The sequence below is a fragment of the Caballeronia arationis genome, from assembly GCF_001544975.2.
Lineage (GTDB): Bacteria > Pseudomonadota > Gammaproteobacteria > Burkholderiales > Burkholderiaceae > Caballeronia > Caballeronia arationis.
The window spans coordinates 25,265-46,748 of sequence record NZ_FCOG02000042.1; the positions used below are offsets into that span (position 1 = coordinate 25,265).

General features: G+C 62.3%; 20 protein-coding genes and 1 tRNA gene. 7 read left to right on the forward strand and 14 right to left on the reverse strand.

The genetic code is table 11. The features are described 5' to 3' along the window. Window positions 1-381: 381 nt before the first annotated feature. Entirely contained in the window at window positions 382-2,052 is a 1,671-nt protein-coding gene (locus AWB81_RS23145) for a Na+/H+ antiporter (protein ID WP_062638884.1), read from the forward strand. Between the two features lie 24 nt (window positions 2,053-2,076). On the opposite strand, the gene AWB81_RS23150 is transcribed toward AWB81_RS23145, so the two are convergent. From AWB81_RS23150 to AWB81_RS23185, 9 genes are all read right to left on the reverse strand, one after another. Then, entirely contained in the window at window positions 2,077-3,381 is a 1,305-nt protein-coding gene (locus AWB81_RS23150) for a solute carrier family 23 protein (RefSeq protein ID WP_062638885.1), read from the reverse strand. 140 nt (window positions 3,382-3,521) lie between these two features. Continuing rightward, complete coding sequence (locus AWB81_RS23155) at window positions 3,522-5,081, reverse strand: methyl-accepting chemotaxis protein (RefSeq protein WP_062638886.1); 1,560 nt, start codon at window positions 5,079-5,081, stop codon at window positions 3,522-3,524. 597 nt (window positions 5,082-5,678) lie between these two features. Further along, window positions 5,679-7,166, reverse strand: coding sequence for a hypothetical protein (locus AWB81_RS23160; protein WP_062638887.1), 1,488 nt, complete (start codon window positions 7,164-7,166; stop codon window positions 5,679-5,681). 108 nt (window positions 7,167-7,274) lie between these two features. After that, window positions 7,275-7,397, reverse strand: a complete 123-nt coding sequence (locus tag AWB81_RS48320) for a hypothetical protein (protein WP_268811760.1) — start codon at window positions 7,395-7,397, stop codon at window positions 7,275-7,277. A 796-nt stretch (window positions 7,398-8,193) separates the two neighbouring features. After that, window positions 8,194-8,269, reverse strand: a tRNA-Ala gene (locus AWB81_RS23165). A 67-nt stretch (window positions 8,270-8,336) separates the two neighbouring features. After that, window positions 8,337-8,699, reverse strand: coding sequence for a c-type cytochrome (locus tag AWB81_RS23170; RefSeq protein ID WP_235025878.1), 363 nt, complete (start codon window positions 8,697-8,699; stop codon window positions 8,337-8,339). Continuing rightward, window positions 8,696-9,496, reverse strand: a complete 801-nt coding sequence (locus AWB81_RS23175) for a BON domain-containing protein (protein ID WP_062638888.1) — start codon at window positions 9,494-9,496, stop codon at window positions 8,696-8,698. Before AWB81_RS23175 ends, AWB81_RS23170 begins: the two co-directional genes overlap by 4 nt. A gap of 50 nt (window positions 9,497-9,546) precedes the next feature. Next, complete coding sequence (locus AWB81_RS23180) at window positions 9,547-10,134, reverse strand: phosphoheptose isomerase (RefSeq protein WP_062638889.1); 588 nt, start codon at window positions 10,132-10,134, stop codon at window positions 9,547-9,549. 84 nt (window positions 10,135-10,218) lie between these two features. Beyond that, complete coding sequence (locus AWB81_RS23185) at window positions 10,219-10,617, reverse strand: YraN family protein (protein WP_374730508.1); 399 nt, start codon at window positions 10,615-10,617, stop codon at window positions 10,219-10,221. A gap of 97 nt (window positions 10,618-10,714) precedes the next feature. Between AWB81_RS23185 and rsmI the strand changes: the two genes are divergently transcribed. Continuing rightward, on the forward strand, window positions 10,715-11,599 hold the full coding sequence (gene rsmI, locus AWB81_RS23190; RefSeq protein ID WP_062638890.1) for a 16S rRNA (cytidine(1402)-2'-O)-methyltransferase: 885 nt from the start codon (window positions 10,715-10,717) through the stop codon (window positions 11,597-11,599). Between the two features lie 54 nt (window positions 11,600-11,653). Here the strand turns inward: rsmI and AWB81_RS23195 are convergent, their stop codons facing one another. Continuing rightward, window positions 11,654-12,262, reverse strand: a complete 609-nt coding sequence (locus AWB81_RS23195; RefSeq protein ID WP_062638891.1) for a septal ring lytic transglycosylase RlpA family protein — start codon at window positions 12,260-12,262, stop codon at window positions 11,654-11,656. A gap of 651 nt (window positions 12,263-12,913) precedes the next feature. Between AWB81_RS23195 and AWB81_RS23200 the strand changes: the two genes are divergently transcribed. The 3 genes from AWB81_RS23200 to AWB81_RS23210 all read left to right on the forward strand — a co-directional run bounded on the left by AWB81_RS23200 (window position 12,914) and on the right by AWB81_RS23210 (window position 14,763). Beyond that, a complete protein-coding gene (locus tag AWB81_RS23200; protein ID WP_062638892.1) occupies window positions 12,914-13,558 on the forward strand; it encodes an MBL fold metallo-hydrolase in 645 nt (214 codons plus the stop codon). Beyond that, window positions 13,555-14,202 (forward strand): 3'-5' exonuclease family protein, encoded by a 648-nt coding sequence (locus AWB81_RS23205; RefSeq protein WP_062638893.1) that lies wholly within the window; start codon window positions 13,555-13,557, stop codon window positions 14,200-14,202. The genes AWB81_RS23200 and AWB81_RS23205 overlap by 4 nt, the downstream gene beginning before the upstream one ends. Window positions 14,203-14,304: 102 nt before the next feature. Continuing rightward, entirely contained in the window at window positions 14,305-14,763 is a 459-nt protein-coding gene (locus AWB81_RS23210; protein WP_062638894.1) for an Lrp/AsnC family transcriptional regulator, read from the forward strand. Between the two features lie 4 nt (window positions 14,764-14,767). Here the strand turns inward: AWB81_RS23210 and AWB81_RS23215 are convergent, their stop codons facing one another. The 3 genes from AWB81_RS23215 to AWB81_RS23225 form a co-directional block, all read right to left on the reverse strand. Further along, a complete protein-coding gene (locus AWB81_RS23215) occupies window positions 14,768-15,979 on the reverse strand; it encodes a cation diffusion facilitator family transporter (protein WP_062638895.1) in 1,212 nt (403 codons plus the stop codon). Window positions 15,980-16,203: 224 nt separating this feature from the next. Then, a complete protein-coding gene (locus AWB81_RS23220) occupies window positions 16,204-16,506 on the reverse strand; it encodes an H-NS histone family protein (RefSeq protein WP_062638896.1) in 303 nt (100 codons plus the stop codon). 379 nt (window positions 16,507-16,885) lie between these two features. Continuing rightward, window positions 16,886-17,551, reverse strand: coding sequence for a HugZ family pyridoxamine 5'-phosphate oxidase (locus AWB81_RS23225; protein WP_062638897.1), 666 nt, complete (start codon window positions 17,549-17,551; stop codon window positions 16,886-16,888). A gap of 185 nt (window positions 17,552-17,736) precedes the next feature. On the opposite strand from AWB81_RS23225, the gene AWB81_RS23230 reads away from it, so the two are divergent. Continuing rightward, window positions 17,737-18,960: an MFS transporter gene (locus AWB81_RS23230; RefSeq protein WP_062638898.1), complete on the forward strand. Its 1,224-nt coding sequence runs from the start codon at window positions 17,737-17,739 to the stop codon at window positions 18,958-18,960. A gap of 74 nt (window positions 18,961-19,034) precedes the next feature. Here AWB81_RS23230 and AWB81_RS23235 read toward each other — a convergent pair whose 3' ends face one another. After that, the gene (locus AWB81_RS23235) at window positions 19,035-20,180 is read right to left on the reverse strand and encodes a branched-chain amino acid ABC transporter substrate-binding protein (RefSeq protein WP_062638899.1); all 1,146 of its coding nucleotides are present in this window, start codon (window positions 20,178-20,180) and stop codon (window positions 19,035-19,037) included. 596 nt (window positions 20,181-20,776) lie between these two features. On the opposite strand from AWB81_RS23235, the gene AWB81_RS23240 reads away from it, so the two are divergent. Next, a complete protein-coding gene (locus tag AWB81_RS23240) occupies window positions 20,777-21,484 on the forward strand; it encodes a dienelactone hydrolase family protein (protein ID WP_062638900.1) in 708 nt (235 codons plus the stop codon).

Genomic DNA, 21,484 nt, shown 5'->3' on the forward strand with positions numbered 1-21,484 from the left:
TTTTTCGCCTGCAACCGGGCCTGCGCCCCGACGCGCGCCCGCTTCAACCGATTCGCTGTTCATGCAACGGCCCTCTTTGATCTCACCGGGGATCATGGCGTCCCGTGGCTTTCGATAAAGCAAGCTCCGTGCTCGCAGAGCAACGTGCTTTTGTCGGGTTTTTGCACCGGCTATGCACCGCGGAACGCCATCGGTGCGCAGGCACGCGGGCGGTGCGCACCACTCGGGTGCAATCGGTCGGATAAAAGGGAACGCGCCGGCCGCCTCGTGGAACGCGCGGAATCTTGCTTCGTCGGGCTAAACTTCGCGCTTGTCTCGAAATAATCCTAGACGCCGGATCGTCCGACTTCCATGCACGCGTCACGTGGATCTTAAAAAAACATGGAAATTGTCTTTACCGTTCTGATCCTGTTGCTAGCGGTCGCGCTGTCGGGCGTCGGCCTGAGCCTCTTGCCGTTCAAGCTGCCCTTGCCGCTGATCCAGATCGTGCTCGGCGCGCTGCTCGCGTGGCCCGGTTTCAGGCTGCACGTCACGTTCGATCCCGATATCTTTCTGCTGCTTTTCATTCCGCCGCTGCTTTTCGCGGACGGCTGGCGCATTCCGAAGCGCGAACTCTTCATGCAGCGCCGCGCGATCCTGATGCTCGCGCTCGGGCTTGTCTTCATCACGGTCGGCGCGCTCGGCTATTTCCTGCACGCGATGATTCCCGCGATGCCGCTGCCCGTCGCGTTCGCACTCGCCGCCGTGCTCTCGCCGACCGACGCCGTCGCGCTCACCGGCATCGCCGGGCGCGGGAAGATTCCGGCAAACCTGATGCATATCCTCGAAGGCGAGGCCTTGATGAACGACGCGTCCGGCCTTGTCGCGCTGAAGTTCGCGATCGCGGCCGCGCTGACCGGCGTGTTTTCGTTGCGCGACGCAGCCGTGAGCTTCGTGATCATCGCGGCGGGCGGGCTCGTGATCGGCGCGGCGATCAGCTGGATCGTCACCGAGATTCCGTCGCGGCTCCTGAAGTTTTCCGAAGACGACGACCCCGCCGCCGGCGTCGTCCTGACGCTGCTGATTCCGTTCGCCGCCTACCTGATCGCGGAGCACCTGGGCTGCTCGGGCATTCTCGCGGCGGTCTCCGCGGGCATGGTGATGAACCTGCAGAGCCTGCGCGAAGGCATTCCGACGGTCGTGCGCGTGCGCATGACGAGCACCTGGACGATGATCGAATTCGTCTTCAACGGCATGGTGTTCATCCTGCTCGGGCTGCAGTTTCCGCACATCCTGGGACGGGCGCTGATCGAGGCTCATCGCGACGGCAACGAGCAGGTAGGCCTCCTGCTCGGCTACGTGGTGGCGGTGATGGTCGTGCTGTACGCGCTGCGCTTCGTGTGGGTGTATCTGCTGCGCTGGTTCGCGAGCCGCAGCGCCGCGAAGCAGGGCATGGAAAGCGCCGCTGCCGGCGGCGCGCGCACGCTGGCTGTTACGACCATCGGCGGCGTACGCGGGGCGGTGACGCTCGCGGGTGTGCTCGCGCTGCCCGTCACGCTCGGCGACGGCACGCCGCTCCCCGGCCGCGATCTCGCGATCTTCATCGCGTCGGGAGCGATTCTCGTGTCCTTGCTGGTGGCGGTCGTCGGCTTGCCGGTTCTCTTGCGCGGGCTCGCGCGCGGGCGCAATCCGAATGCCGCCGAGGAGCGCGTCGCGCGGGTTCGCGCGGCGCAGGCCGCGATCCGCGCGATCGACGACACCCACGAAAGGCTCACCAGCGAAATGGACGAAGCGGGTTCGGCTCGCTGCGCGGATACCACCGCGCGCGTGATGAACCTCTATCGCCGGCGGCTCGAGGCGTACGGCGAGGAAGAGGCGTCGCGCAAGGCCGCGCGGCAGAGCGAAGTGGTGGAGACGAGACTGAAGATGTCGGCGCTCAGGGCCGAGCGCGTCGAATTGCTGAAGATGCGCGCCGACCAGACGATCAACGACGAAACGCTGAACAAACTGATGCGCGAGATCGACTTGTCGGAGACGGCGATCGTCACGCGAAAGCGCGGCTCGGCCAGTTAGGCGTGCCGCGCGTTTCCCTGCGGATCAGACTACGCCCGAACCGCGCCGGCGCAGGAGCGCATAGAGGATGATCGCGCCGAACGTCGCGGTGCCGATGCCGCCGAGCGCGAAGCCGCCGAGCTTCAGCGTGAAGTCGCCGGCGCCGAGCACGAGCGTCACGGCGGCGACGATCAGATTGCGGTTATCGGAGAAATCGACCTTGTTCACGACCCAGATGCGCGCGCCCGTCACCGCGATCAGCCCGAACACGACGATCGACACACCGCCCAGCACCGGGCCCGGAATCGTCTGGATCACGGCGCCGAATTTCGGCGAGAAGCCGAGCACGATCGCGATGACGGCCGCGATCACGAAGACGAGCGTCGAGTAGATTTTCGTGACGGCCATCACGCCGATGTTTTCCGCATAGGTCGTGACACCCGTGCCGCCCGCGAATCCCGACGCGATGGTGGCGAGACCGTCGCCGATAAACGCCCGGCCGATGTAGCGATCGAGGCTCTGCCCCGTCATCGCGCCCACCGCCTTGATGTGCCCGAGATTCTCCGCGACGAGGATGATCGCGATGGGCGCGAGGAGCGTCATCGCCTGGCCGTCGAAAACGGGCGCCGTGAAGTGCGGCATGCCAAACCACGCGGCGTTCGCGACGATCGAGAAGTCGATCGGCTTGCCGCCCATTCCCATGCCGTTCGTGAGCACCGCGTAGATCACGTAGGCGATGGCGAGGCCGATCAGGATCAGGAGCCGCTGCGCCATGCCGCGCGCGAACACCGCCACGCCGCCGACGCACAGCACGGTCACGAGCGCCATCCACGAATCGAAGTTGCTGCCACTCACGCCCTTCACGGCGATGGGCGCGAGATTCAGCCCGATCACCGCGACGATCGCGCCGGTCACGACGGGCGGCATCAGCGTTTCGATCCATTTCGTGCCGATTACCGCAACGATCAGGCCGATGATTGCGTACAGCACACCGCACGCAATGATGCCGCCGAGCGCGAGCGGGATGTTCATGTTCGGACCGTGGCCGCCGTAGCCCGTCACCGCGATGACGAGCCCGATAAACGCGAAGCTCGAGCCGAGATAGCTCGGCACGCGCCCGCCCACCAGCACGAAGAACAGCAGCGTGCCGATGCCCGACATGAAGATGCAGAGGTTCGGATCGAAGCCCATCAGGAGCGGCGCGAGCACGGTCGAGCCGAACATCGCGACGACGTGCTGGATGCCCATCGCGAACATCTGCGGCCAGGGAAGCCGCTCGTCGGGCGCGACGACGCGGCCCGCGTCGGCGCTCGGCTGGGTCCGCCAGCGCGGGAAGTAGGAATCGGACATGGGCGCACTCCTTCGGTTCTCGTCGATGCTGCGCCGTCCGCGCGGCGCGCCTCGTCTTGGCTTGTCTTGGAAATAGGCGCGAGTGTACGGAGTGCACATCGCGCTGACAAGCTGAGCGCCCCGGCGCCGGCCCGGCCGATTTAGCGACGGCGCTCCAGTTCGAACACCGCGACCGCGCCCTTCAATTGCTCGGCCTGATCGGCCATCGCGCCGGCCGCGGCGGCGGCCTGCTCGACGAGCGCCGCGTTCTGCTGCGTCACCTGGTCCATTTGCGCGACCGCGCGGTTCACCTGCTCGATGCCCGTGCTCTGTTCGAGCGACGCCGCCGAAATCTGCTCCATGATGTCGGTCACGCGCTGCACCGCCTGCGTGACTTCGGCCATCGTCAGGCCCGCGCGCTCGGCGAGTTCCGCGCCGCTGTCGACGCGCGACGTCGACGTCTCGATCAGTTCCTTGATTTCCTTCGCCGACAGCGCGCTGCGCTGCGCGAGCGAGCGCACCTCGCCCGCGACGACCGCGAAGCCACGCCCTTCCTCGCCTGCCCGCGCCGCTTCGACGGCTGCGTTGAGCGCCAGAATGTTGGTCTGGAACGCGATGCCTTCGATCACGGCGATGATGTCGGTCATGCGCTTCGAGCCGGCAGCCAGATCGCGCATCGTCTCGACGACATCGCCGACCAGTTCGCTGCCCTTCGCCGACACTTCGGACGCCCCGCGCGCAAGACCGCTCGCCTGCTCTGCGCTCTCTGCGTTCTGGCGCACGGTCGAGGTGAGTTCCTCCATGCTCGACGCCGTTTCCTCCAGCGACGCCGCCTGTTCCTCGGTGCGCTGCGAAAGATCGACGTTGCCCTGCGCGATTTCGCGCGAGGCGAGCAGGATCGAGTCGCTCGACTGCCGGATCCCGCCGACGATGTCCGCCAGTTTCACGCTCATGCCCGCGAGGCTGTGCAGCATGCTGTGGCTGTCGCCTTCACGCAGCGCGACGCGCGTCGAGAGGTCGCCGGACGCGATGCGATCCGCGATCTGCGCGGCGTACCCCGGTTCGCCGCCGAGCTGCGCCGAGAGACGCCGGGCGATCAGCGTCGCGAGCAATCCCGCGGCGACGATCGAGCCGAGCACGAGCGAGATCAGCACGAGGCGCATCGATTCGTATTCGGCGGTCGATGTCTGTTGCGCGACCGTGGCGCGTTGGCGCTTGAAGTCGGCGAGGCGCTCGAACGCCATGCGCGTTTCTTCGCTTGCGGCGATCGCCTGCTGGATTAGGCCCATCTGGTCGAGCGAGACGGGCATCGGCTTCGCGCCGATCTGCATCTGCACGATGTCTTCCCACGTGGCTGCGCGCTTGATGGCGGCGTCGTAGAGGGCGATGCCGTCGGCGGAGAGGATCGTCGCGCGGGTGTTCTCGAGCGCGCGATGCATGCTCGTGAGCGACGCCGCCATGCCTTGCTTCAGCTTTTCCTTGCCGGCGTCGTCGGCGAAGGTGAGGTTGGCGGCGGCGAGGTCCGTGTTCAGCTTGTGCTTGTTCGCTTCTTCGATCCAATAGACGCCGTCCATGTGACGGGCGCCGATTTCCTCGGTAAGCGCGTGCATCTTCGAGAGGGCCAGCACGCCCGTCCCGCCGACGCACGCGGTAATCACGATGACGACCGCGAACGACAGCAACAGCTTGTTCATCACGGACAGCCGGTCAAACCATTTCATTGATGTCTCCCATGATCCGACGCCCCGTCGATGGATTCGACGGATTGAGTCGGATAAATCTCACGCTTCATGTATCGCGCACAGACGTTTTACGGCCTTACCCAGTGGATTCTTAAGTGTTGAATGATGGGAATACGAGGCGAGAAATATGTGCCGAAATGGGGCTGAAAGGCAGCGTGTGTAAGGCTTTTGTTTTTTTAGAGCTTTCGTATGGGACGGGGCAATGCGGCCACGTATGCTCCTTCGCATGCGTATTCCATGTATGCGCATGTTGTCGTTGTAACTCTCCGATCTTGTCCGCTCACTGCCACCCGGCGTTGAGCGGTTTTTTTTTGCGCGGCGGTTTTTGTCGTTTTAGAGACGGCGTTGAAGTCGTGAGCCTTCGGGAGGACGGAACGATTCGACGCTACGAGCGCGTTGAAAAGCACCGGCATCGGAGGCCGAGAGAAAAAGCGCGCTATATCGGCAGATGTAGTGCGCTTTTTCATGCGGGCGGGCTCGTGCGGAAGGGCGTACATGAGCAGACAACGTACGGTCTCGCGATTCATTGCATTGAACACCTGCGTGCCGCACTAAAAGTCATTGAGGGCAAACAAACTACCGATGTTCGCCGTTAGCCACGGCGACAAGTGAATATGCCTTTCCAAGTGGCCCGCCGCTGCGGACGGTCAATCTAGAATTATTGACTACACCGGGCACAACAACATAGCGCGCGTTGCCAAGGTGTTCTGCTCTGAAGTAATTCCCAACGTCCCCCGCAATAGCGCCTGGGTCGGTCTCATCAAGAAGCCCTGCGGATTGGAGCGCCTGAACCATTTTGATGGCAGCTGTTCCCGTGCACCATTGGCTATAACCAATGAATACATTGATGCTGGCAAATATTAGAAGAGTCACCATGATCAACGTCTTCTTCCGCAACGCCTCGCGAGGAAGAATCAAGAGAAAAAGCGGCAACAAAGGCAGCAAATAACGTTGCGCGGGACGGCTCAGCGAGAAAACCAGCAGTGCGGCCAACACAGCGAGTCCCACAGCCTTGCGCATATGAGCATTCGAATCATCTACGCCTTGCGAAACCAGAACCGGTGCCAAAAAAAACATGGAGAGCAAAATGAATATCCCTGATTGAACCGATTTCGGGACAAACCGATCAAGCGGGCCAAGATTCATCTCACCTTCACCGTGAATACCAACTGCAAATACCAACACTAGCCCGATCGCGAGAGGCAAAAGCAGTTTCCAATGCCTTTGCAAAAACTTCCCAATTCCCGGGATGATCAATGACAATGGCGCCGTCAACATGACCAGGAAACCCACGTAGGCTACAAAATTGCCTCCGATGTTCGTCGTCGAGAGTGCGTGGATGTGTTGGAATCGCGGTGGCGCAATCCAGAAGCCAAACGCCTCGTGTACCTTGGCAAGATAGGCCGCCAACATACCCATACTTGCCAAAAAAACGATCGCCGCCGGCGACCAAGGAGAAACCCGTTTTCTCCCAGTCCATAGCAATCCAAATAAAACAAGGAAAACGCAAAAAACATGTGGCTTTAAAATACTAGCGAAGCCAAGTAGTGCTCCTGAGAGCAGTAACAAAAAAACGTTTCGACCTGCTTCGATTGCGAGGGAGATCGCAAATATGGCGAGGGCTGCGGGTAAAAAATCAGCGGTCGCCCTTGCAGAGTAGGTCCAGATCAACGGATTCAGAAGAAGCAAGGCGAGCATGTTTATCCCTACCGGCCGCCCTTGGTATCGACTGATACGGATAAAACCAGCAGTTAAAAGGACAATCCCGGCTACAGAGAGCAGACGAATTACTGCAAGCTTTCGGAAAGGGAGCACATAGGCCACAATATGGGCTAACCATGGCAACCCCAACGTATTGGCCTGATACGAGAAATATCGATCCAACAAACCTTGGTCGTGCGTGGTGAAAAACTGCGCGCCATCGGCAAACACAAATTCCTGATTGACAGACGGGAGCAAGACCATCAAGCAATGAATCACGACAACCAATGCTACAAACGCATTCCGTAACCGCTTCTCGGATGCAGAAACGACATCGAAGTGCATTTTTTTTGCGGGTTCCATTTAGTATCCAGTTTGCCCCGCAGGGCTTTTCGTAATGGTGCTACGTTTTGTTTAGTTTGAGCTGATCAGGGGTGTTCGGCGGCAGCACAAATACCGCCCTGACTCGGCTCACGATTGTGCCAGATCGATCAACCGCGCGATCGCGTCGGTTCGAAAATACAGGCGGCGGCCGGTCTTCACCTTTTCCAGCAAAAGCTTGCGCGCAAGTTCGCTATCGCCGCTCAATGTCATGCGCAGGCCTTCCGGATTCCGATGAAGGCGTAACGCAGCACGAAACGTGTGGTGTTCAAGCCAACGTTCGACGTCATCTTAGCTAAACCAATTCGATGGTTAGGGCGCGACAAATACGTCTTTTATCAAACGCCATAAATTTAGCAGCTAGATTCTCTTGGAGATAGCTTGGCGCATCGCTTAATACAGACCAACAAGAAGGCTGTGCTGTACCCTTTTATCGGCATATATACCGACGTCTAGTGAGTCGGCATGCTCCACACGAAAGGCGCCAATTCACAACGATATTCTCTCGAAAAATATCGACGACTTTGCGACCCGCTGTTCGCTCACAAATCAAGGGGCACGCAACAGCTGTTCGCCAGTTGCCGCAAGCTGCCACTTCTTCATGGTGTAAACGCTTTTCTATCCGGTGAGAGCGGCGCAGGACGACCGCGACATTTGCAACGCGTTCCGACCTTGCGTCGGCTTGACGAACAAAGTGATGTGAAGGGGACGCTGCTAAGCGTGATCGTAGAACATGCGATGCCAGACCCTCAGTCCCAACAAGACCACCGAACTCGCTCCTGGGTGCCAGTGCTTAGGGAACCTAGTTTCGGAGCATTTCGCTTCCTCATGGCTCGGTCGTGCACGGTGCAGGATCAATGACACAACATTGCGAAGCATTGCAGTGTCGCTCGCCGCCGACACCCCGCGTGCCACAAATTTCTCACACACACGGTGCAAAAAAGTGCGTCAGAAAGCAAAACAACGCATTACGTCGCTAGACGTAGTGCGTTGCATTTAAAGCTATCCGTGGTGGAGAGGAGGAGGATCGAACTCCCGACCTTCGCATTGCGAACGCGACGCTCTCCCAGCTGAGCTACCCCCCCGACGAATTTCGATTCTAGCACAGCCCCTGGATGGCCTGACAAGTGGTCGGGACCCGAATACGCGCGCTCACTTCGAAGGCGCGCCCGCCAGCACCCAGCTCACCACCGTCTGAATGTCGCCACTGTTCATCGCCGGATGCGACGGCATCGGGATCGCGCCCCACACGCCCGCGCCGCCGTTCTTCACTTTCCGCGCGAGTTTGCCCGGCGCCGACGCGTCGCCTTTGTACTTCTCCGCGATCTGCTGAAACGACGGCCCAACGAGCTTTCGATCCACCGCGTGACAGCCCATGCAGGCGTTCCTGCGCGCGATCGCGTTCGCATCGGCGGCCGCGACCGGCTGGTCCGCGGCCCACGCCGGCGCACCCGCCACACCACACAGCAACGCGCCAGCCAGGCCGGCGCACATTGTCGAACGCACCCGCTTCATTTGGTTGCGGGCTTCGACGGATTGCCCGGATGCACATCCGAGTTCTTGACGGGCGCCGGCGTCTGCTGCTCGAGCGGACGCGAACTCACCGACGAATCCGGCACAGCGCCGACCGTCGGTTCCGTCTGCACAGGAGCCGCGGCGCTCGCCGCGCTTGCGCCCGATGCCGCAGCCGCATTCAGCGCCGAGGCCTCTTCGGGCTTGATGTACTGGAACACCTTCACGACCTGCGCGACACCCGGCACGCGCGCAGCGACATCGGCGCCATGCGCGCCTTCGTCCGGCGTGACGAGCCCCATCAGATACACGACGCCGCGCTCGCACACAACCTTGTAGAAGTTCGCCGACAGATCCTTCTCGCCGACCATCGCGGTCTTCACGCGGCCTTCGAGATACGAATCGTTGGCACGCGACGAAATCGAACTCGCGCCCTGTACGGCCAGCTCGTTCACGATGCCGCCCACGTTGTTGATGCCGCGCGCGACCTCTTCGGCCTTCTGCTTCGACGCCTCGTCGGGCACTTCGCCCGTCAGCAGCACGCGGCGATTGAACACGGTCACGTTGACGTGCGCCTGGTCCGGCAGGTTCTGGTTGATCTGCGAAGCCGCCTTCACCTGGATCTCGCGATCCTCGGTCTGCGCGCCGAGCGTGCGACGGTCCGTCGCGACGAGCGCGCCGCCCGCCACGCCGCCCACCACCAGCAGCGGACATCCCTGCAGCGTCAGCGCGGCGCCCGCCAGCAGGCTCGCCATCAGCGTGGCGCGCGCAAGCGTCGTCTTGACGCGTGTCTTGTTCATCAAATCCGTTCCCCTTCGTTGGTCAGTCTTAATGAATCTGGGTAGGCCTGTCAGTCTTCGCCCAACAGCATCGCGTCGATGCCGTCGCACAGGCAATGGATGGTCAAGAGATGCACTTCCTGGATGCGCGCCGTACGCTCCGACGGCACGCAGATATGGATATCGGTTTCACCGAGCACTTCGGCGACCACGCCGCCGCCCTTGCCCGTCAGCGCGATCACGATCATCTCCCGCTCGTGTGCCTCCTGGATCGCCGCAAGCACGTTGACCGAGTTCCCCGAGGTGCTGATCGCGAGCAGTACGTCGCCCGCCTGACCGAGCGCGCGGACCTGCTTCGAAAAGATCTCCTCGAACGCATAGTCGTTGCCGATGGCGGTCAGGATCGACGAGTCCGTCGTAAGCGCGATGGCGGGCAGGCCAGGGCGCTCGCGTTCGAAGCGGCCGATGAGCCCTGCCGCGAAATGCTGCGCGTCCGCGGCGGATCCGCCGTTGCCGCACACCAGAATCTTCGAGCCGTTGGCGACCGCGCCGAAGAGCGCATCGACGGCGGCCGCGATCGGGACCGCCAGCGTTTCGAGTGCTTCGAGTTTGACTGCCGCGCTGTCGCGGAAATGCTGTTGGATACGTTCGACGGACATCGAGTCTTGAGTTGTGCCGCGTCGCGCGCGGCGGTTCGTTGCGTGCGACGTTCGAGAGCGGCGCGCTCGACGTCGGCATGAAATTCAGGCTCCGCGCAGTTTACCGCATGCATGCACGCGGGCAGCCGGTTCAGGCTTCGTCGGCGCGAAACGCATCGGCAAGCCATACGATGCGCCCGTGTCGAACGCGACGACATCGAAGCGGCACGGCGGCACTTCGCCCCGCCATGTGCTCAGATAGTGCTGCGCCGCGCGAACCAGTCGCGCGCGCTTTTGTGTGCCGATGCTTCCTGCGGCACCGGCGTACTGCCGGCTCTTGCGCGCGCGCACTTCGACAAACACGAGCGCACCGTCGCGATCGCGCATCACGAGATCGATCTCGCCGCCGCGACATGTGACGTTGCGGGCCACGAGCCGCATGCGTTGTCGCTGAAGGTACACGAGCGCGTGCGCTTCGAAAGCATCGCCGACCGATTTGGACACTGCTCCTCCCTAAAAGTTGTGCGGACGCGAAAGCGTCGCGCGCTGCCCCTCACAACACGCATGGCACAATGACGTCCTTCCTCGCACGTACGCCTTCATGACGCAACATCTGACCGACCTCGCACAGGGTCAGCACTATCCGGCGGGCGCGCTCTACATCGTCGCGACGCCGATCGGCAATGTCGCCGACATCACGCTGCGCGCGCTTCACGTGCTGGGACTCGTCGACCGCGTCGCCGCCGAAGACACGCGCAACACGGCGCAACTGCTTTCGCGCTATGGCATCTCGAAGCCGTCGATCTCCGTGCACGAGCACAACGAGCGCAGCGCCGCCGAACGCGTGATCGAGCACCTGCGCAACGGCGAGCGCATCGCGTGCGTGTCGGATGCGGGCACGCCGGGCATCTCCGATCCGGGCGCAAAGCTCGTCGATGCCGTGCGCGAGGCCGGATTTCCCGTGATCCCGCTGCCGGGCGCGAGCGCGCTCACCACCGCGCTGAGCGCAGCCGGCGCGTGGGTGCAGACGTTCACGTTCGTGGGCTTTCTCGCGTCCAAACCGAAGCAGCGCGCGACGCAACTCCAGTCGTTCGCGAAAGAGGCCGGTGCGCTCGTTTTCTACGAGGCGCCGCATCGCATCGTCGAGACGGTGCAGGCGCTCGCCGATGCACTCGGCAGCGAGCGGCAGTTGCTGATCGCTCGTGAGCTGACGAAGTTACATGAGAGCCTGCATCGATGCACCCTGGCCGAAGGGCCAACGTGGCTTGCGGGCGATCCGAACCGGCAGCGCGGCGAATTCGTGCTGGTGGTGGAAGGAGCGCCGCATCAGGACGCCGCCGAGGATGCCCACGACGCATTGCTGTCGACGCTGCTGGAGGAGTTGTCGGTGAGCAGCGCGGCGCGGCTCGCGGCCACGCTCACCGGGGCGCCGCGCAACGCGTTGTATGCGCGGGCGCTTCATCTCGCCAAATCGGAAGAGGAATAAAAACGGGCCGTCGAAACGGCCCGTTTTGGCATGACGCCTGCGCGGCTGCGCGGATTAGTTCATCTGGCTGTCGGACGCATACTGGGCGCGCGCGACACGCGCTTCCTGTTGCGTCAGACCTTCGATCTTCACCTTCTCCGTACCCGCGCCGCGCATGCCGAGGGCAGCCGCCGCCGCGTACGACAGATCGATGACCCGCCCGCGTGCGTAAGGACCGCGGTCGTTGATCTTTACGACAACCACCTTCTGATTGGCCGTGTTCGTCACGCGAACCCACGACGCGAGCGGGAGCGTGCGATGCGCAGCGGTGAGCGCGTGCATGTCGTAGCGTTCGCCGCTGGCGGTCTTGCGACCATGGAACGGGCGACCGTACCACGAGGCGCGCCCCTGCTGTTCGAAGTTGCCGACGTTCGGGCCGCTGGTGATCGGCTCCGCGTCAGCGAGGGACTTCGAATCTTCCGTCTGTGCGGGAGCCGCCGGCGTCGAATTCAGCTTCGATTCGTAGGCGAGCGGCGCGACCGCGTGGGCACCATTACTGCTGAGGAAATTGTTCCCCGGCTGCTGGGTGGAGGCGCTCTGGTCGCTGGAACCCGGCGCAGCACAGCCAGCCAGGATCGCAACGGCAAAGAGACTCCCAATATGTCGAGTAAGTCGAGCATTCATAGACGTGTATCAACGGTTGCAGAGCCGCCCGGGACGCGAAGAGCGCGCGCCTGATGGCAGCTCAAGGCTTTTTTCCGCGCAAAGCAACGCGCCGTTCGATCTTGCGAACGGCCGATGGATGCACGGCTGCGGCGTACCTCGCCACAATTGCCCGGTTAATTTTCACGTCTGGCGCAACCTGTCCCCGGCAGCCTGACCAGACCCCACATGCCGCCATCGAACGTGGCAATCACGTTCTCGCGCGATAGACAGCGCAGGAACGGCGGCGTAGGCCCCATCCAGCGTCGCGGCAGCTTCGGCCGCAGCAGGCGCATCGCACCTGGCTGGACAAGACGTGCGCATCGAACGGAGTCGATGCTTGAGTTGCAGTTAGGGGGCTTCTGGCCCCCAACAGCGTACTGATAGTGATTGTAAAAACGCGCTGGCGTCTGACGAATCACCCATTGATTGCATGGAAGAACACATGCACAAGTGATGCCATTATAGCCAAAAACATTAGTTGGCTACCCGGAACTGTGAATTTCGTCATTGATTTTCACTATGAGCGCAAGAATTGCCGATTTCGAGGCCGTTTTTGGCCCCGATGCGGCGGCGCAACGAGCCTGCTCCGGCCCCGGTACAATGGACATTTTTACGCGCTGGTTGTAGCCCATGAACGTAACCCTCGTCCCTGTGACGCCTTTTCAGCAGAATTGTTCGATCGTCGTGTGCGAATCGACGCAGCGCGCAGTCGTGGTCGATCCGGGCGGCGATCTGGAGCGAATCATCGGAGAAGTGGAGCGGCAGGGCATCACCGTCGAAAAGATCCTGCTCACGCACGGGCACCTGGATCACTGCGGCGGCGCGCAGGCGCTCGCAGACCACTACGGTGTGAAGATAGAAGGCCCGCACCGCGACGACGCGTTCTGGATCGACCAGTTGCCTGAGCAGAGCAAGCGCTTCGGTTTCGCGTCGGCGGAGGCGTTCACCCCGGCGCGCTGGCTCGAAGACCGCGAAACGGTCGAGTTCGGCGACGAGACGCTCGAGGTCTACCACTGTCCCGGCCATACGCCGGGGCATGTGATCTTCTTCAGCCGCAAGCATCGGCTGGCGTTCGTCGGCGACGTGCTGTTCGCCGGGTCGATCGGGCGCACCGACTTCCCGCGCGGCAATCATGCGGACCTGATCCGTGCGATCCGCGAAAAGCTGTGGCCGCTCGGCGACGACATCACGTTCGTGCCCGGCCACGGGCCCGCATCGACGTTCGGTGACGAGCGCCGCACCAACCCTTACGTCGGCGACGGAGTGCCCGCATGAACGCGATCCCCGAGATCTATGTGAGCACCGACGTCGAGGCGGACGGCCCCATTCCCGGCCCGCATTCGATGCTGAGTTTCGCATCGGCGGCCTATACGGCGGACAAGGAACTGGTTGCCACGTTCTCCGCGAATCTGGAGACGCTCGACGGTGCGACGGCGCATCCGGTGCAGGCCGCCTGGTGGAAGACGCAGCCCGACGCGTGGGCCGCCTGCCGCACCGACCTGCAGAAGCCGGAAACCGCACTGCGCGCCTATGTCGAATGGGTCGAGGCGCTGCCGGGCAAGCCGGTATTCGTCGCGTATCCGGCGGGTTTCGACTTCACCTACATGTTCTGGTACATGATGCGCTTCGCCGAGCGCTGCCCGTTTTCGTGGTCCGCGCTCGACATCAAGACGCTCGCTTTTGCAATGACCGGCCTGCCGTACCGCAAGGCGATCAAGCCGCGCCTGCCGAAGCACTGGTTCGACGAACTGCCGCACACGCACGTGGCGCTCGACGACGCCATCGAACAGGGCGCCCTCTTCTGCAACATGCTGGCGGAGTTGCGGGCGTCGAAAGCGCCGTTGCCGGCAAACAGTGCCGAAGCCACTGGCGACGCCAGCGAGCAGACGAATCCGGAAGGTAAAAACGCGCAGTCTTGACGGTGCGTTAGGGAATCTCCCTCAGTTCGGGCGCTTCGCATTGCGTTTATTTTCCGGCGCCTCTACCATGAGAGTCAGGTCGCGACCAAACCGGAGGCGCAGTTGACTCTCGATACATTCTCACAAAAAATCCTGCGTCTCCTGCAACTGGACGCGCGCCGTTCGGTGCAGGAAATCTCCGACCAGGTCGGGCTGTCGAGCACGCCTTGCTGGCGGCGCATCAAGGACATGGAGCAGTCCGGGGTGATCCAGCGCTACACGGCGCTGCTCGATCGCGAGAAGCTCGGCCTGCACGTCTGCGCGCTCGCGCATATTCACCTGACGCGACATACGGAAGGCGGCGTCGAGCAGTTCGAGCGCGAAATCGCCACGTGTCCGGAAGTGACCGAGTGCTACAGCACGACCGGCGAATCCGATTACATCCTCAAGATCGTCGCACCCGACATCAAGTCCTACGACGCATTCCTGCACGACCGCATCTTCAAGATTCCGGCGGTCGCCCAGGTGCGAACGAGCGTCGTGCTGCGGGAAATCAAATTCGACACGCAGTTGCCGCTGTGAGAATTCAGCGCGGCGCAGCCGTTTCCTTCGCGCCGCGCGCCGCCTGAATCGACCCGCCCGGCGAGCGCACCGCGCGTGCCACGCGTATTTCGCGCGCGCCGAGGCGTCGCCGAAGCGCTTCGAAATCGACCTTTGCGAGGCGCTCGTCCGCCTGTGCGCTTTCCTCGGCGCTTGCCAGCGCCGGCAGCAGCAGGTCGACGTCGAAGCCCCGACTCAGATAGTGCAGGTTCATCGCGTCGAACGACAGCCCCTGTGCGCCGAGCGCCGCACGCACCGCCTCGGCGACGACCGGACGCATCGGCAACTGCCCGGGCGGCGGATTGACCTCGTCATTTTCAGGATCGACGTGAATCAGGGCGTCGACGACCCGCGAGTCGGTCAGCAATTGCGCGCGCGCCGATTCCGCAATGTAGTGCCCCTCCGACACCGAGATCAGCGGGTCGACGAGGATGTGCGCATCGACGATCGCGAGGTCGCCCATTTTCCGCGTGCGCAGTTCGTGCACCTCGCGCACGCCGGGTGTGGAAAGAACGAGCGCGCGCAGGTCGTCGGCGGTGGCCTGGTCGAGCGCGCGGTCCGAGAGATCCTGCAAGGCGTCCCAGCCGAATATCCAGCCCATCCTGGCGACCATGAAACCGACGATAGCCGCTGCAATTGGATCGAGCACCTGAAAGCCCGCCATATTGCCGATAATGCCGAGCGCGACGACAAGCGACGACGCCGCATCCGATCGCGCGTGCCATGCATTGGCAATGAGCATCGCCGACCTGACGCGCTCGGCCGCGCGCAGCATGTATCGGAATAAGGCTTCTTTCGAAGCAAGCACGACGAGCGCAACAATTAGCGCGGTCGAATGGACGGGTGGAATATCCTGAAGGTTCGCAATACGTTCGCCCGCACGCCATAACATTCCGACACCGACGGCAATCAGCAATCCGCCGAGAAATAATGAAGCGACGGTTTCATAGCGACTGTGACCGTAGTTGTGATCGACATCGGGCGCAGCGGCGCCCCGCCGATTCGCAACCAGTACGACAAAATCCGACACTAAATCGGCAAGCGAGTGAATGCCGTCGGCAATCAGCGCCTGCGAGTGCGCGATTATTCCCACCAAAACCTGCGCCGTCATGAGAACCGCGTTCAGCGCGATACTCACGAACGTCGTCCTTCGAGCGATTCCCTGCTTTTCCGCCGGACGTGGGACAGAGAGCGACATGAGTTGTGTCTGATTAAATCCAATACTTCATTTTATCAAGTGGTCACTAAAGGTGCTCGGAAATCGAAGAGAAATTCCTTAAAAATCATTGAGTTAATGAACAGGACGCGTTCTCGTTCTGCGCCTTTCCCGGTTCCGCCGAGAGCGAAACGAAAAAGACCAGAGCGCGCGCCCAAAAAAAAGCCGCGCCATCAGGCGCGGCCTCCATCCGGAGCGAGCTTCTCTTATTTCTGGATCAGGAAGTTGTCGCGCTCCTGACCGGCGATCCACTTCGGCGGCTTTCCCCGCCCGGACCACGTGTTGCCGCTCTGCGGGTCCCGGTACTTCGGGGCGACGCCTGCGCGAGCGCGCGGGGCTTTTGCTCCCTTGGCACTACGACCGCCAGCCAGTTCCTGAAGAGTGATGCCGTAATCAGCCATTTTCTGCTTGATCTCATTAAGTACTTCGGCATATTCCCGCGACTTGGCCTCTTCAATCTGTCGTTCCAGATTCTCGCGCTGGGCGAGGAGTTCCTTGTATGAAGACATGGTAATTCCCTTTGTGGTTTGCAAAACATGCGAGTCGTATCGCTCGCTTCCATTTATCGGTGTGGCCTCGGGATGAAGCGCAGATTAACACAAATCGATTTAGGAATGCATGTGGGCGCGAACACTAAAAAGCCAATTGGAAGTTTTCCTCGTAACAATTGGTGCTGAATCCGAAACACGCGCCGGCGAATTTTCTTAATTCCGGATAAGGACACGGACGCCAAGTTGCCGCAGCATGAAAGCGGCGCAATATGAACGAGTACGAGATTTCATGGCGTGAGAGTTTCGCAGGAATTGGCCGCGCGGCAACATTTTCCTTACCGCCGCGAATATATTCGGGACGCAACAAATTTCTCCGAGCCCAGTGCCTTCGGCGATTTTACTGGTGCCGCTCCACCCAGTCGAACAACGCGGCTTTCAACTCCGTTACCGTGACTTTGGGTTTATCGAACGTAAAACGATTGCGACGACCGTTCTGCCGGAAATCACATCCGTATCGGTCTAAACCCAATAACTCCAGGGTAGACGGACGTTCGTCAAAATCATCGAAAAACGCGCACAGCAGCGTTTCCTCATTTGCCGAAAGCGGCTCCAATGGGTCGAGCGCGTCCGCAGCCAGCCAGCCCATCGCGCCGAAACCGCCGATAAAGCGCATTCGTTCCAGCACCATGGTCCAGAACGTGAAATCGCCTAATCCGAGATAGCGCTCGGCGTCCGGGTGATATCTCAGATAGCGTCGCGCAAGATCAGACGATTCCTCCGGCGGCGCGGGAGAAAACGAGCCAAGCATCGTGAGGCGCTGTCCTTCGAGCACGTTGCCGTCCGATGCATGCGCGACCAGAAAGCCGGCGCGCGAATCCGCGTGGAGATTGCGCGTGTGCTCGGCGAGATGGCTGATGAGCAGCATCGGCATGTGGCGCGCGGTCGGCACGAACGGCAGCGCGGTGGGATAGGGAAACCCGCACGGATCGCGGGAATGCGTGGCAAGCGTGCCATCCGGCACTCGATGCAGCAGATGCAGCGGCGCATGCGGCGGAATGTTCACGGCTCGATTCCTCTTTCGCGATGGGCGATCAGGCAGCTGGACGGCCGGCAGCGCCGTCTACCCCGATCGATCTTAATGCACCGCGCCTGAGCATGTCTTCAGACCGTTCGATAGAATCGAAAGCTTCCCGGCGGCGCTTTAACGGCGTTTCGCGCTTCCACCCGCCTCTTCCGAACGAGCTTTACGTGTCCGAATCGACATCCGCCTCCACTCCCATCGACCACAACGCGTCGCTCGCGGCGCATCGCAAGTTGCCGCTTGCCGCGCGCGAACGCGCCCGCTACGCGACGATGGCCATTTTCTTCATCGCAGGCATGCTTTACGCGTCGTGGGGCGTGCACGTGCCGACCGTGCGCGACAAGTTCGAGTTGAGTCCCGGCATGCTCTCGTTCGCGTTGCTCGCGGTCGCGGGCGGCTCGATCTTCGCGATGCTCACGACCGGCTCGTGGATCGCCCGCGCCGGCACCCGCGCCGCCTGCCTCGCGGGCGGCATCACGATGACGATCTGCTGCGCGCTGATTCTCGTCGCGCCGTCCTACTGGATGCTGCTCGCCGTGCTGGCAGTGTTCGGCTTCGGCATGGCAACGCTCGATGTCGCAATGAACGCCGAGGCGAGCGCGGTCGAACAGGCGCTCGGCCGGCCGATCATGTCGTCGCTGCACGGCATGTTCAGCATCGGCGGCATGGCGGGCGCCGCGGCGGGCGGCGCATTGCTCGCGCACGGCATGGCGCCCGCCGTGCATCTCGCGCTCGCTTCCATCGCGAGCGTGATCGTGCTGCTGGTTTCCATCCCCGCGGTGCTTCCGCACGTACCGCATCACGAGGCGCATGCGAAGGCGTCGTCGTCGAACCGGTGGCGCTCGTCTGCGCTCTGGGCCCTCGGTGGTGTCGCGCTGATTGCATTGATCGCCGAAGGCGCGATGTACGACTGGGCCACCGTCTACATGCGCGACGTCGTGCTCGCGAGCCCCGCGCTTTCCAGCGCGGCGTACGCGGCGTTCACCGGCGGCATGGCGGCGGGACGCTTTGGCGGCGACTTCGTGCGCGCCCGGTTCGGCGCGCCGCAACTGGTGTTCGGCAGCGCGGCGCTGGCGTTCGTCGGCATGCTGATGGCGCTATTGCTGCCGAACACGTTCGCGACGATGACCGGCTTCACGCTGATGGGGCTCGGCCTCGCGAACATGATGCCGGTGCTGTTCGCTGCCGCGACGCACGTGAAGGGCGTGAGCGCCGCCGAAGGCCTTGCGCAGGTGGCGGGCCTCGCCTATTTCGGCTTGCTGATCGGGCCGGTGCTGATCGGCGGGGTGGCGCAGGTGAGCACGCTGCCGATCGGCTTGTCGGTGGTGGCGGCGTGCTGCGCACTGATCGCGCTCGTGGCGCCACGCATTCTCAGGCGGTTGAAGATATAAAAAAAGGCACGCGCGAGGCGTGCCTTTCTCGAACCGCGAAGCGACTCCGTCAGGAATCGCTTCTCACACGGCATTTACATCTTGACCACGTCGAGCAGCGTCTTCTTGCCCTTCTTGTAGTCGTACAGCGAGATCACGCCGTGCTTCAGGTCGCCCTTCGAATCGAAGGTCGTCTGGCCGATCACACCCTTGTAGTCGGTGTTCGGCATCGCGGCGAGGATCTTGGCCGGATCGGTCGAGTTCGCACGCTTCATCGCGTCGACGACGATATACACCGCGTCATACGTGAACGGAGCGTAGATCTGGATCGGCTGGCCGAAACGCTTCTGGTACTTCGCCGCGAACGCCGCGCCGCCTTCCATCTTCTCGAGCGCCATGCCGGCTTCCGAGCACACGACGTTGTCGGTGGCGTCGCCCGCCAGGTCCGACAGCTTCTCGGTACACACGCCGTCGCCGGCCAGCACCTTGGCGCGCAGGCCGAGCTGCTTCGCCTGCTTGGCGAACGGGCCGCCCGTCGCGTCCATGCCGCCGAACATCACGGCGTCCGGATTTTCCCCCTTGATCTTCGTCAGAATCGCGCGGAAGTCGACGGCCTTGTCGTTCGTCGCGTCGTGCGAGATGACCTTCAGGCCGAGCGACTTGGCGGTCTTCTCGAATTCGTTGGCGAGACCCTGGCCGTAGGCGGTCGAGTCGTCGACGATCGCGACGCTCTTGATCTTCAGTTGCTTCGCGGCGTAGTTGGCGAGCGCCGGGCCTTGCTGGGCATCGGTCGCGACGACGCGGTAGGTCGTCTTGAAGCCTTGCTGCGTGTAGGTCGGGTTCGTGGCCGACGGCGAGATCTGGACGATGCCCGCATCGCTGTAAATCTTCGATGCCGGGATCGAGGTGCCCGAGTTCAGGTGGCCGACAACAGCAACGACCTTGTCGTCGACGAGCTTCTGCGCAACCTGCGTGGCGGTACGCGGGTCGGCCGCGTCGTCTTGCGGGTCCAGCGCCAGGGTGATCTTCTGGCCGTTGATCGTGAGGCCCTTCGCGTTGATTTCTTCGACTGCGAGTCGCGCGCCGTTTTCGTTATCCTTGCCCAGGTGAGCAATGCCGCCGGTCAACGGTGCGACGTGACCGATCTTGACGGTTTCATCGGCTGCTGCGGATGTTGCCAACGCTGCGAACATCATTGCTGCGGCGCTGATCGGCAACACTTTTTGAAGCTTGGTCTTCATGTAAGTCTCCAGTTTCGGTCCCAAAAACAACGTAATCGCCCTGTGCCCCGTCTTTCATCACGATCGCTCAGTCCCGTGGACGACCACGCCGGATGCATCGTCATGCACTTGGCAAGTCCTTCAGCGCGGCCGCTTTTGGCAGCCGCCATCCGCACTGCGCGCAAGTGTAGGGTTGTCAAATTAATTTAGGGAAGTTTTTTGGGATACTGGTGCGACTACTGATCAAAGTGTTCTTGAGAACCCTTGCCAAATGTGCTGGCATTCGTGCAAAGCCCCTGTACATGCGGGTTCCGGAGCAGATGCCGCCGCGCGGACGCTAATCGATTCAAGTTTCTCGATTACGCGCCGTTAATCGCCGATCGCGATTCTTATTGGCTTGTTTTTAAAAGCTTATTTGTAGATGCATTGCTCTAATTCAGCGACGCCGTCAAACGCCGTGCCTGCTCCCCGCGACGCGCCGTTTTCTTTCGTTTGCGCTACGTCCGGACCGTGCTGAAAGACACCCGTAGCGGCCGGAGCGCCGCGCCAGCAGGGGCGCTCGAATGGTGGCAAACTCCTTGGCCCGACCTCTCACACGCACTAGAAGGAGCATCGACGTGACCACGACCGTGACTTCACGATGGATCGACATTCCCGCCGACAGCGACAGCTTCCAGGGCTATCTCGCGCTGCCGAAGACGGGCAAGGGCCCGGGCGTCATCATCCTGCAGGAGATCTTCGGGGTGAATTCGCACATTCGCAGCGTCGCGGACCAGTACGCCGCCGATGGCTATGTCGCGCTGGCGCCGGACGTTTTCTGGCGCACGCAGCCGCGCGTGGAGCTCGGCTATGCAGGCGCCGACCGTGAAAAGGCGATGGAACTGCTGCAGAAAACCGACCTGGAGAAAGCTGTCGCCGACGTCGGCGCGGCCGCGAGCGCGCTGCGCGCCTTGCCCGAAGTGAGCGGCCAGGTCGCCGCTATCGGCTATTGCTTCGGCGGACGACTTGCGTATCTGGCAGCCGCGCAGGGATCGATCGACCTGGGCGTCGCCTATTACGGCGGCGGCATCCAGAACCAGCTCGACCACGCCGACAGCATCAAGGTGCCGATGCAGTTCCACTACGGCGAACTCGACGCGCACATTCCGGTGTCAGCGGTGGGTGAAGTGCGCTCGCGTTTCGCCGGCCGCAACGACGCCGAAGTCCACGTCTACCCGAACGCCGACCACGGTTTCAACTGCGGAGATCGCGCGTCGTACAACGCACGTGCGTCGGCACTTGCGCACGGCCGCACGCTCACCTTCCTCGGCGAGCATCTGCGCTAG